Source organism: Flavobacterium reichenbachii, assembly GCF_002217435.1.
Lineage (GTDB): Bacteria > Bacteroidota > Bacteroidia > Flavobacteriales > Flavobacteriaceae > Flavobacterium > Flavobacterium reichenbachii.
In genome coordinates this window covers 70971-84414 of record NZ_MUHF01000022.1, presented here as the reverse complement: position 1 = coordinate 84414, position 13444 = coordinate 70971, and the positions used below count along the sequence as shown (strand labels likewise).

The following is a 13444-nucleotide window of genomic DNA, read 5'->3' as shown; positions in this document are numbered from 1 at the left end:
TTATGTTATTTGATTATAAATACAGTGGCAGCACGATTGTAAATAACACCTCAACGAGTACGGGCATGAGTTTTTCGCCGGATACTTTGAGGGAACCTACTTTTTTTGTTGGAAAACTAAATCAAAAAATAGCGTTTAGAGAAGCTATTTCTGCACTGCACGATGTAGTGATTTCTGATTTACGTTTTTTTCCGAAGGATAAAGAAGAATACAAATTATGGGCTGCAGAACAGGAGAAATTATGGCTGAGCGACTATATGGCCGATTTTCAGATTGAAAATGTCCGCGCACGCATTCAGGAATTGAAAGAAGAATTAAGCGCTGTTCAAAAGGAAAAAAGAACCGTTATGGGACCTTTTAACAAAGCCAAATCTGCTTATTTTGATTATCTCTACAAAAATGATAAAGATGCCTGGTTTGTTCTCGATCCTGTAATTACGGTTCATCCGGACGAAGTCTTTTTTGAATGTTTCAGTAAAGACGAATCGTCTTACGGAAAATTGAGCTGCAACTACAATATATTTACAGAAATCAGCGATTTTAAATGCGGGACAACCAATATTGATTATTCGGAAGGATTGTATAATGAATTCCAGAAAATAAGAAATTATAAGGATACCGAATTTAAAATAGATCCGTCTGGTTTTGAAGCTAAAACTACAAACGAACAAGTTTATAAAGAAGTAAAAATCGATCTGCCGGATTCTTGGGTTAGAGGATTTTTGCAGGTAAGTTCTGCAATGACTTTGCCGGCAACGGTTCTGGATCTGCATCCTATGGATATTTTTAGTTTGTGCCAGTATTTACGCCGTTTTAAAGAAAAGAAAGGACCGAGAGCTTTACGTTTTGTTCTTGAACCAGACAAACCTATTAAAGCCGTTTTTGAACCTTCTTATGACGAAATAACGTTTCATCGCTCGATTTTTCAGGGAAATGAAGCCAAAACCATTCGTATTTGGGGAAGACGTCGCTTACTCATTCTGGAAAGATTAATTCCTATTGCACGCAACTTTAAAGTGGTTTTACTAGGATCTGGACTTCCATCGTTTTTTATAGCCGATTTGGGCGACATGTCGTATACTTTAGGTTTATCAGGATGGACTAAAAATGATTGGAGTACGGCCGGAAATTTTGATTTGATGGCGCCAAGAACCAATGTCGATTTGTTTACGCAGGAAAAAGTTTTTAATGCTTTAAAAGAAAACTGGTTCGAAAGCTCTGATAATTTGGCCAAAAAACTAAATCTTGATCCTTCTGTAGTTTCGGCATCGTTAACCGCTTACACGCAAGCCGGAAGAGTAATTTACGATTTGAATTTAGGTGTATACCGCGTGCGAGAATTAACTCAGGAACCTCTGAATATGAAAGCTTTGCGTTTTGCAAGTCCGCAAGAGGAAGTGGCCAACCAATACATAACCGAAAATCGCGTAAAAATTACTTCGAATGTAAATGGAGATAAATTGCAGATTAAAGGTAAAGTAACCGACAAAAACTATACTTATGATACAATGGCAGTTTTAGACAAAGACAACCGTCTGATTGAAGGCTATTGCGAATGTTCGTTTTATAAATCCAATCAGTTGAAAAAAGGTCCTTGCGAACATATTCTGGCCACCAGAATGGCATTGCATGCTAAAGCAGCAGTATAATTTAAAAAGTCTTTTTAATATAAAAACTGCCCCAAAAAGTTAAACAACTATTTGGGGCAGTTTTTTATTAGATAATTTTAATCAGCAGTATCAAAATCCTCATAGGTAAATTTAATCTCGTACGGAAAGTTTTCATTCGTTTCTTTTATAAGTACTTTTCTTCCTTGTTTATCATAATAATAGGTAAGAGTCATGCTCCTTCCCGGTTCTTTTTCTCCTTTGGGAGATACAATATAACTTCCCGAATAGCTTTCGATGCCTTTTTGCTCATGACTATAATCCCGGCCAATCATTTCATTTTCTTTATTGTAGCTAAAATTCTCGGTTCTAACCATCAACAGTTCTTTATTGCTGTCAAAAGCCGTCCATACTTTTTTTACAAGGTTTTTATTTTGATAATCATATTTGGTATCTTTTAAAACCATCTTTCCATACAGGTATTTCATTTCTTTAAGCTGATGTAACGTATCATAATAAAAATCATACGAATATAGATCGTCTAATTCAATACTTACAGCTGCGCCTTCGCCTTTACTAGGTACCTGCAGCATACGAAGCGTGAGCGGATCGGGTGTTTTAATCAATATCGTTTCGTACGATTTTGAATTAATATCGATACGTTCACTAATGTATTCTATCTTTTTTATCAATCCATCTGCAAAATATTTTACTTTGTAAGTGTCAATATCCGTATTGTCATACAATCTCCTTTTGTAAGCCACAATGCGCTGCTGTTCATCATATTCAAAAGTATAATTTCTACCTTTCCAACTGCCTGCTGTATATTCGATATAGACCTTTTTAGTATTCTTCAAAGTTTTATAATCCGGAATAATATTTTCTTCTACAAACAAGGTTTTAAAAATAACATCATTAGTCTCACCTGCAGCTTCTACTGGAAAAGGAATATGTTCTCCTTCATTTTCGTTAATATCATTTATTTTATTTTTGAAATCCTTTTTAAATTGTCTGTTACTTTTTCTGTCTGCTTTTTTCTCAAACTTATTTACCAGCTTCTGAAAAGCTTCTGTATTTGCAACTCCAAAATAAGCTTTAAATTCAGGCACATACGAATCTTTCAACCCTCTAATGATAACAGGAGCCTCTTTGCCATCGTTAAGAATAACACCGCATTCTGGCATATAAACACTGTCTAATACAAATTCGGCATCTCCGCTTTTAAAACTTACACCACTGCTCGACGTAGTCATCATAGGAAACGAAGCGACAACAGCACCATCAAAACCCGAGAACTTATAAATTTCCTGCTCCAGTTTTTTAAATTTATGGAACAGTTTGTCGTTTTTACCTCTATAATTATTAATAAAAATAGCAGCAGGCGTATCCGTAATGACAAGTCCGTTCTTTTTTTGTTTCTGTATTTTTTTAAGAGCCTTGGGAGACAGCGTTTCTATATTGGGCAGTTTTTCAAAAACAGTCTGCGCCTGCAAAAAGCATATTGGAAATACCAGAAAAAGAATAACACTGTAAAAAGTATTTTTAAAATCGGCTAAAGGATTATACATAAAATCGTTTTTTTTATAGAGGAAAGCGGGGGCAGTAACAGCTTATATAAAAATACACCCAATAGCTGCTTTTTAAAATTTTGCTTCTGCCCCCGTTTTTAAATTATTTAAGCATAGGTTTTATCGATCTGACTTAAAATTGTAGGGTCTTGTATTTCATCATCTTTTGCAAACAATAAAACTTTAGACATTACCTCGGCCGATTTTGGATCATCGTCTGCAAAAGGAAGGAATAAACGTCCTCTGTGCTGCGAATGAATTGGAAGCACCGACAAATATTTACCCGGAAGCTGATGCACCACCGCGCTGCCTAGATGTACACTGTAAGATGCCATTTTACCTGTAATGACTGCATGATTTTCCTTGATCTCTACATTCTTAACTTTAAACAGACGCAGTGTTTCTCTCAGTAAAACTGCTCTCATTTCGATAGAAGAATGACTCGCTTCCGGATCTACTCCTCCAACGTGTGCAACACTTACCACTAAATCAATATCACGCATTACTTCTGAGAAAATCCTCGGATTTACCTCTTCAAAAGCGATGTTTTTATAATCTTTTAAAGAATGAAATTCTATAGTTTCTAAAGTTGGACTTTCTACATCTGCAGGCGAAAACCAATCTGCCATCGCATACATTTTTACCTGATACCCTTCTTTATGAAAAACTTTCTGCAAACCTTCCTCATAATCTACTTTCCAGCCTCTGGTTTTCAATAAAGCCAAAGTTTGGTTTGGCTGAACCTGATGTCCGGCATAACGTCTTGAAATTGATTTTTCTTTTAATTCGTCAGGCGTTGGAATATATAATTCTCTAAAAATCTGTTTAAACGGCTGCTGCACTTTGTTATCAAAACAATATTTTTGAAAATCTGTCCAAACGTTATGTTGATGCAGATCAAAACAATGTGCAATTCTAAACGTTTGTTTTTCATTCAAGGCAATCATTTCTCCTAAAGCAGTGACCAGATTTCCATCCACATAAAAACCAATTTTATCATCGTTTGAGATAAAAACTAATTTCTCCAGATGTTTGGAAATAATCGGATGCTCAAAAAGGTTTTGCATTTCTGCGAATAAAAACTCGTCCCCGCGAATCATACTTTCTTCCAATCCTTTTCTCGAACGTGTCCATTGCTCCCGCATCGTTTTTCTGTAATTGGTCAATTCCAGAATGCCTTTGTCTTTTTTGTATTTTGGCGGAATCGATTTTAATTCCTTATCTCCTTTATAAGTAACTAAATCTGCTTTTCCTTCTTTATTAATCACCAGATTTACAGTAATATCATCTAAAACAACTTCGGTCTCTTTTGATAAAATATTCTGAATTTGTTTAGTTTCCATTGCCCAGGTCAAACGAACGGGATCCGGATAACCCGCATTTCTCGCCAGATTTTCGAGCGCAACACGAATCGCCAAAGCTTCGCTCGCTTGTTTCATAGAGCCAAATTCACGGCTTTCTTTTTTAAATTGCTGTAAGTATTCGTAACGCGACAAAATATCTTTTTCAGGACTAGTTTTGCTCAACGGTACCAATCCGTAAACACGAAGGTAATCCTGGTCGCGTTTGTCTTTTACTTTGGCCGTAACTTCCCTGATTTTCAAATCGCCTGTAATCGTGTCTGCATACAATCTCGCACGTCGGTGTCCGTTTCCGTCGGTTACATATTTTGCCGCTTCATACAAAAGTTCCCATTTGGCTTTTCCCAATTGTTTGTAAGCCGATACAAACCAGTCTTTGTCTACCGCTCCGTCTTTAAAATCTTGTAAATCTATAGACGAAAACTTTGCCATTTCACTTTCTAGTTCCGAATTTACAGCACTGTAACCAGCCGTTTTGGTATGGGCATGAAACCACCAGATTCCTTCGTCCAAACCTTTCCAGTTCAAATAATTACTGATAAACTTTTGCCATTGCGGTGCGTAAACAGCGGTCTGAATTAATCTTTCTTCTGAAATTTTGGCTTTTTTAACCGCTTCATTAAAAACCTCCTGCGTGTCAGAATCCAGCGGGTAACATCTTTTCAGCAAATAACTGAATAGTTTTTGTTTGGTTAATTCGGTGTAACTCCACGAATAAATATAACCTTTGAACAAACTCGATTTGCCCAATGCCGTAATTATTTCGACGAGGCGATTGATACCGAAAATTTTCTGGAAACTTTGTACTAAATGAGTAACAGAAGTATTGGAGTCGCCTCTTTTTACCTCAACATCCAAAAATGCTTCACGAATTTTGGCAATCATATCTACTAAAAACGGAAATCTCTTAATGAGTTCTTCGCTTCCGTAATGTCTGTAATGTTTGGATTCGCTGGTTAAAACCGAAATTCGTTCCGGTTCTAAAATTCCTTCGTACAATTCGCTTTCGGTAATTAGATTTTGCTCAAAAGCAATACCGTACAAATGAATCGGCGGTTTATTGTAAACAATATTTCGTGGTAAACCATTCAATTGACGCCATCTGTGCAGGTTCCAAACTTTTTTGTTTTGCTCTTCTGTCAAATCATCCAAAACGATTTTGTTCAGATAAATATCAAAAAAACCTTGATTTTGCCATCCGTTTCCGCTGTCTGCATTATAATAATATTCATCTTTAGAAGGTTTGTGCTCAAACTCTAAAACCGATTCTGGAAGATTGGCATACAAAGCACTGCAGGCATCAATTAAGAAAGCTGCTTTTTCTTTAAACACATATTTTTCCTGTAAAGCATTTAAAATCTGCAAAATGGCATTGTCCCAATCGTACCCTCTTTTGTTTTGGTGCGGTAATAATTCTTTATAGTAAAAAACATGTTTTTCTAGAAAATCACGCCATATTTTTCGGTCGCAGCTGCTCACAAGTGTCACCAGAAAAAGATCTCTTTCGGTTAATCCAGAATCTTCAAACCAGCCTGACCATACTTCGTACAGCGGATAATTTGCTGCTGCGATTGCAGCATCTTTTTCGTCTTTTAGGTTTTTTAAATGTCTAAACGTATTTCCCAGTAAAACAGTCGTTCTGCTGTTGTCGTAATTTTCGATTTCGTACTCGTAATCTCTGTTTGCTTCGTATAATTTATACAATTTAGAAATTTCGGTTTCTATCTCAGACATCGGTTTTGAGAAACCATATGGTGCGTTTTTAACCGCTTTTGCATACAAAGAATCTTCCTGTACTTCTGGCAGAGCATAAGGCGAAACTTCATTGGGCGTATAAAAACCATATCCGTTTTCGGCACTTAGCACATTTTTCTTTTTTGACGGCTCTAACTGTTCTATAAATTTAGATTCTTTCTCGGTGATTTTTGGTCTTGCCGAATAAGCCGCAACCCAATCATTCACTTTATCAGTCAGTTTATTGTTTTTCTGAAGCTGGAGCATCAAATCCAAAACAGACATACGCTGTTCTAAATCGCCTTTTTCTACAGTCTGTTCTATAAACGAAGTGATCTTTTGATCTTCTTGTTTTAATAAAATGGCCGTTAGGTTTTTCTTTAAATTTGAATTTTTACGTTTGAATAATTCCTGAAAAATTGTCAATTCGTCTTCTGATAAACTCAAATTATATAAAGTAGAAATTGCCGAAGCCACAAGAGATTCTCCTCTGTCTTTTAAGATTCTTAAGGCAAAATTTCTTTGAAAATCGGTTGGTGCTTTTTTCTCTTTTCCGCTGTTGCTTTTAAAACTGTAAAAAGAATAACTGTAGTAATCTCCCAGAATTTGTCTCGTAAGTTTCTCTCTTAAGTTGATCGAAAAACCTTCAAAATGACTTAAAACGGCTTCTAATCTTTCGTTGTTATCGCCCACCAGATTAATCGCTGCAGCATAAAGCGTATCTCTTTCAAACTTAATATTGAGCCAAGAAAAGACCTTTCCTTCAAAAGTTTTTTCCTTTACAGTCACCGTTTGTGCCAGATGATATACTTTGTCAAAAAAGTTAGGATACGCTGCATTTTCAATATAGAATTTCGATTTTACATTCGCTTCCAGCAAAGCGTTCATTCTCGGAACTGCAAAGGCCAAAACCTGCAGGTTTTCATCGTCGGCAGCTTTAAAATAAAGCGGCATTTCGATATAAGGATCGTTGGTTTCTCCGGCAAATTTTAAAGCTAGAGATTTCTTTTCGACCGAACTTTTTTCTAATAATTCCTGCAGATACGGAACTGTTTTTTCTACATCCAGAACACCCTGAACCCAAAGCGCCATATAAACTTCGTTGTTGTTTTTGCTTTGAATGCCCACCGGAATAGTTTCTGGGTTAGCAAAATAACCATACGCCAGATTGATAATGTTTCGAACAGTTGTTTCTTTTTCAGATTCCCAGCCTAAACCTGTCCAAGTATCTATTGCTCTGACTACCGATGAAAAACGGGTCAATTTATGGTCTATAATAACCTTAATCATATATTGGAGCGCGCCAATACTCGTCTCGTCCAACGCTTCTAAAACCGTCTGACGCAGACCTTCCTGACGCTGGGCTGCAAGCAATAACTTTTCTACCAATTCCCAGCTTTCCTTTTTTTCGCTGTTTAAAAGCGCTTTAATAATATTTCTGGAAACTTTTCCTCTCGGATCTTTATTAAAAATAATATCTTCGAATAACTGAAAAAGATTTTCTCTGTTCAAATCTAGGGCAGCCGACCAAACCATAAATTGATTGCTTGAATTAGAAACCTCGGTATCAAAACGAATCTGATCTTCTATATTCAAGTCGTAATAAACACTGCCACCGTCTTGATAACTGTAAATATTAGGCCCGTTGAGCAGCGAACGCAGAAAATTAACCTGATTGACCACCAAATATTTTTTATGGTTTGGCGCTCTAAAAGATCGTCTTGTATAACCACTTTGATACATTTTTTGAGGCAGTCTGCTCCACGCTTCTTTTACGTAAACGGCTTCTTGTTCTCCAAAAAAGAAAACCAGCAGCTCGTAATAATTTTTATCTTCCCAAAGATCGTCCTTAATTAGATTTTCAAATTTATCTGCTTCTTTTGAACCCAGCGAAATATAAGTACTGTAATAATTGTCCTGAAGTTTCAAGAGTTCCAGACCAAACTCTGCCACTTCTTTTTTTAGTTTTGTAGTTGATAGTAATTTCGAAACCAAATTGCTGTTTGCAATTTCTTCGAGTTCTTTTTTAAATCTCTTTATTGGATTTTCAATTACCTTACTTTTCAGAAGATCTTCTATCGTCATAATTTTTATATTTAAGATTTTTATTTTAATTGACAATTAATAATTGATAGTTGATAATTATTCTTTTATCACCTGTTTGGGTTTACTATTTTTAACACATAGCATCATAGATTTTGTAAACTTATAAAGACGTTTCACTGCTATCAACCAACACAGCTATGTGTTAAGAAACTAGTTTCTTTTTTAATTCTTTTTACACCTCTAAAACCTATGTTTCTATGGGTTAAAATACTTTCTTTTGAATTACACTCAACAGTTTTTTATCAATTATAAACCACTCCTTATCAATTATAAATTATTATTCATTATCAATTATCAATTGTAAATTGTAAATTACCAATAGCTTCCCGCCAAAAAGGTCAGCCTGATGAATGTGATGGATTTGTTTTGAGAAAAATCGATTTCCTCTGTTAAGGTTTCGAGTTGGTCTTCGCCATAAAAAACGGCATACAAACCATCTTCAAAAGCCAGTATCGCGTTTTCCTGCGCTGTAACAAGATCTATTTTGTTGTGATTGTAAAGGGCTCCGAAACCTACTTTTCCGGTATCGGTTAGAATAGGAAGGTAATTTTCTTTTGGCAGATGAATCGTGTCTTCGTCTTCCCACTCAAATGAAGAGGCAAGAAACAGCTCAATCTGATGTTTTACAATTAATTCTAAAAAAGTACGAACCGTTACAATGGAGTCCGAAGTATCTAAAGTGATGCTTTTTTCCTGAAGAATAGGATGTTTTTTTCCTAACTGCTTGACGGAGATGCTTATATTCATTTTTTAACGGCTTTTATTTGAACTTGTAAAATAATAAATAAAAAAATAGGATTATACTGAGATAACTTATTTTAATGTTAAAAAATTATTCTGGACAAGGCGAGCATAAAAGTAGTTTTTGATTTCAAAAAAATACCCCTCAAATTGGCATTGGAGGGGTTTGGGTTTTTATTGATACAATTCTTCTCTTATTTTAATTAAAGTCTGAATCGCTTTTTCTTCATCCGGTTTTTCGGGAAGAGTTGATGTTTTATAATGATTTTCGATTGACGCGATTAAATCATCTGCCATTTCCAGTAAATCATCGTATTCTTTGTTTCCGGCTTTTATGTCTAACAATTCGTCGCGATTGGAAACTCTGATATTTAATGTTCCGGTTGACAAAATCTGTTCTGCGGTTTGCAAAAGACGAATCGTGTGCATCATGTTTTTGCTGTCGTAATTTTTGCCGTGCTGTTGGTTGGTGTTGTAGCGCTCTTCGTTGCGTTTGTCGATCCAGCTGAAATATTCGGTGTATTCTTTGCAATATTTAGAATAGCCGTCCTGGTTGCAGGATAAATAACCGATCAGCTTTTCGTTTTTTGGAATCGACGAAACCGAAACTTCGTTGGAGTTTTCTTTCTGAATAATGCCTTTGTAACCTAAAGTTTTATTTTCGTCGCAAAACATCGCAAACATTCCTCTGGAATTTGGCAGATTTACCAAACCTATTTGTTCTTGTTTCAGCTTATTTTCGGCTAAAAAATTAGTTACAGAAACCGTTTCATACCCTTTTAAAACAGAACAAAAATCCAAAAGGCCTTTCTTTTCTTTGGGCATTGGATTTACAATTTTCTTGTTTAAACCCCTCGCCTTTTTGATTTGCGTTACGGCATATCCGGCAAAAGAATCTTTGCAGAGTTTCGAGAGAAAATCTTTTAGTTTAAGATTTTCCATCAACGGATGTTTGTACAAAATACAATCATCGGGCGAAGCCAAAATCTCCAAAATATTAGGATTGTTTTTGATCAATAATTCTACAAAACGCCCAATTTCGTAATATACCTCATCATTGGTTTCATTACTGATCTGCGGAATATAATCTAACCCAAAGAACTTTTCTTTTGGCAGATAATAAACGCCCTTAATATCGGTATCTGATGCTGGTGTATTTAACCCAAAAGATTTACTTCCTGAGATGACTTCGAAAAGGATTAGGTTTTGGGATTTTAGGTTTTGGATGGTCATAGACTATTTATATAACGCAATTATTACTTATTCACACTTAAAATATAAAGAATAGATTTTGGTAAATCGTTATATGTTTTCAAAACAACATAATACCACTTATTTTCAGGAATATCAACTTCAAACAGATCATTCTTTTTATGACCTTTAACTGCATCTTCAAATGTTTTATGCATAACTCCTTCATTAAACCATCCCAAATCTCCTTTGTTACTATTACTATCCATAGTATAAATAGAAGCTAAATCTCCAAATGATTTCCCTTTTTTGTATAATTTAATAATTTGTTCTCTTTGTTTATTAATATCATTAATAGTCAACTTACTGCCATCTAAATAAATATAACTCACTCTCATCGAAACAATAGATTCGGTTTTTACAATTTTATCTTCATTTATCAAATCATTTTCTAGAAATCTATTTTTATAATAATCCAGACTATCAGTACTAATTTCTAAAGTTGTAATTGCAGCCTTCGGATTCAATTTAATAAAATTCTCAGCTTCTTCGATCGAATTAATTTGCTGTAGGTTTTGAGAAGAAACAACAGTAAAATAAAAAAAGCTGACCGCTAAGAGTAAGTATTTAAACATAATAAAATGGTTATTTTAGATTATTTAAATGATGTAAATATAGAATATAAAAGTTTTGATAAACCGACGTTTTCTCAAGAAACAGCAAAAATAACGTTTTTATTAAAGTAAGAAAAAGGATATATGTACAACAGAAAAAAAGCAGTAAAAAAAGTATTTTATCACAAAAAGAGTGTGTTTTACGGATTGCTGTTTTTATTAAAAATTTTAAATACCTTTGAATTATGAGCACAGCAACAAAACCTAAACATATCAGCCGAATAAGAGAGCTTCGCGGCATGAAACAAGAAGCACTTGCGCAGGCTATTGGTTCGAACCAGCAAGCTATTTCGGGAATTGAAGGAAGCGAGGAAGTTGATCCGGCGAAACTTGCTTTAATTGCAAAAGCACTTGGCGTAACGGTTGAAGCACTTGAAATTTTACAGAAGAATCTGTTTTCAATTTCTTTAATAACTTTTATGATAATAGTGCTAATAACGGTCCTCAAGGAAATGGAGATAGTAACACTAATTTCAATTGTACTTTCAATCCTCTTGATAAAGTTGTGGAGCTTTACGAACGTTTAATTCAGGCTGAAAAAGATAAGGTTGAATATTTAGAGAAGTTGTTGGGAGGGAAATAATATTTTTTCTTTTTTGATATAAAATGGAAATGCGCAAATCTTTTTATAAGGGTTTGCGCATTTTTTTTTATTAAAATGTTGATTCTTTCAGTGTGTATATTTCAAATGATTTTTTTTTCAATATTTTTAAATCAAATTTGAAAAGAATTTTTATATGAATAGCATTTTTTTCTAAAGTAAGAATCTCCTCTTTTGAATATGTTACTCCATCTCTTCTTTTCCAATTTTCCTCATTTTCGCTTTCATTCTCAATATTATCAAATTTTGGTTCAGTTACGTCTATAAGAAGTTCACTTTTATACCAATTGTTATCTTGGTATATATTGTATTTTATATCATTAAGATTAATTATAAAAACTAAATTACGATAAGCAGGATTGCTAATTATTGGAATGTTTTTATAACTGGAATTTGAAAATGGAATATTTTTTTTATTATTATAATCTATGACAATACCATCATAATTCAGGATTTCATTTCCTTTCCAATTTGAAAAAATTACAATTTTTGAATGATCTTTTATCCCAGATAGAAAAGTATCTATTTGATTTTTTAAGTTTAGGGCTTTTTTAGTTTCTTTTATTTTTAGCAATTCATTAAAAAAATATTCGTTAACTGAATTTGCTACTTTTGCCCCAAAATCTGTTAAACCATAGACAGACTGGTAATATTCTCCATCAATAAAAGCAAACCGCATTTTTAGAATATTTTGAAAAAAGCCAAAACCATCTTTAGTTTTTTTATTAGGCTTGTAATTTACTGTTTCATAAAACTTTAAAATTGTTGGAATAAAAGAATTTTTATCCCATAAATTTCCAACCCTTTGTTTAAATTCCTCAATTTTTGATGTAGAAAGTGGTATTTGAGATATGGCGGTATACTTTAATATTTCCTGCCTTTTATTTAATTCAGTATATAAATTATTTATTTTTTCTTCTTTAAAATCAAAAATTTCCTCAAAAGTCTTATCATATAAATTAAATGCGATAATTGGTGACCATTTTCCGAAATTTGTTTTAACTAAATTAAGATTAGTTTTAACATCATCAATAATAAATTTGAACCTATCGTTTAAATCTATATTTTCTATTTTAATTCCATAGTTTAAAATATCATATTTTAAAAGTATAATCAAAAAACCAAAATTTAACCATGTATGGCTCGTCAAGGCAAAATAGGCTCCAAATTGAGGTTTTATGAATTCCCAATTATTTACTTCGAGTATACCTTTCTCGGCTTCTCTTTCAAATCTATAAAAGTTATTAACAATTTTTTCTCTATTATCATATAAATCACTTTCAATTGGTTCTTCTAAATATGTAAAATCATAATTCAAAAAATTTATCATATTGTTTTGATGTAAATAAAAACCCCATGAAGTAACACTAAAGAAAAAAGCATGGTGATAATATTCTAGGTCACTTCTTTTTCCAAAATCAAGAGAGCCAGACTCTCTCATTTTTTCAAATATTAAATTAAAACTTTCATAGTCATTCTCATCAAATATTTTCTTAATCAATTGCAGTAACCCCCAATATGTTATTTCTAAATATTTAGAATCATACGATTCATAAAAACTAATGAAAGATATATTTTCTGCAAATCTAATTGTAAATAACTCTATTACTTTTCTTTTATATTCTCGTGAAAGGTACGCATATATCTCAGCAGGAACATTTATAATTTGAGTATAAACCAAGCTATTATTAATCAACGAATCGAATGCTTGATCTCTAAAAAATAATAAAATTTGAGAAAAATTTTTTTCATCATTTTTATTACTTGATTCGATTAAGTTATTCTTAAGCCCATCTAAAATTTTATCTATGTAACTTATACTATTTCGTTTTGATTCTAACAAATATTTTTTTAACATCAT

Annotated in this window: 7 protein-coding genes and 1 pseudogene; 2 read left to right on the top strand and 6 right to left on the bottom strand. The window is 33.5% G+C overall.

Annotation, left to right across the window (positions count from 1 at the left end; translation table 11 throughout):
- Positions 1-2 precede the first annotated feature (2 nt).
- On the top strand, positions 3-1649 hold the full coding sequence (locus B0A68_RS19190; protein ID WP_035682826.1) for an SWIM zinc finger-containing protein: 1647 nt from the start codon (positions 3-5) through the stop codon (positions 1647-1649).
- Positions 1650-1726: 77 nt separating this feature from the next.
- Here the strand turns inward: B0A68_RS19190 and B0A68_RS19185 are convergent, their stop codons facing one another.
- The 5 genes from B0A68_RS19185 to B0A68_RS19165 form a co-directional block, all read right to left on the bottom strand.
- A complete protein-coding gene (locus tag B0A68_RS19185) occupies positions 1727-3175 on the bottom strand; it encodes a hypothetical protein (protein WP_035682824.1) in 1449 nt (482 codons plus the stop codon).
- Between the two features lie 107 nt (positions 3176-3282).
- The gene (locus B0A68_RS19180) at positions 3283-8355 is read right to left on the bottom strand and encodes a DUF4132 domain-containing protein (RefSeq protein ID WP_035682822.1); all 5073 of its coding nucleotides are present in this window, start codon (positions 8353-8355) and stop codon (positions 3283-3285) included.
- A gap of 333 nt (positions 8356-8688) precedes the next feature.
- A complete protein-coding gene (locus B0A68_RS19175; protein ID WP_051892482.1) occupies positions 8689-9123 on the bottom strand; it encodes a hypothetical protein in 435 nt (144 codons plus the stop codon).
- A gap of 168 nt (positions 9124-9291) precedes the next feature.
- Positions 9292-10350 carry a nucleotidyltransferase domain-containing protein gene (locus B0A68_RS19170; protein ID WP_035682819.1) on the bottom strand — a complete coding sequence of 353 codons (1059 nt, stop codon included), beginning with the start codon at positions 10348-10350 and terminating at the stop codon, positions 9292-9294.
- A gap of 23 nt (positions 10351-10373) precedes the next feature.
- On the bottom strand, positions 10374-10943 hold the full coding sequence (locus B0A68_RS19165) for a peptidylprolyl isomerase (protein ID WP_035682817.1): 570 nt from the start codon (positions 10941-10943) through the stop codon (positions 10374-10376).
- A gap of 224 nt (positions 10944-11167) precedes the next feature.
- On the opposite strand from B0A68_RS19165, the pseudogene B0A68_RS19160 reads away from it, so the two are divergent.
- Positions 11168-11565 (top strand): annotated as a pseudogene (locus tag B0A68_RS19160) (helix-turn-helix domain-containing protein).
- 70 nt (positions 11566-11635) lie between these two features.
- On the opposite strand, the gene B0A68_RS19155 reads toward B0A68_RS19160, so the two are convergent.
- Positions 11636-13444, bottom strand: coding sequence for a hypothetical protein (locus B0A68_RS19155; RefSeq protein WP_035682815.1), 1809 nt, complete (start codon positions 13442-13444; stop codon positions 11636-11638).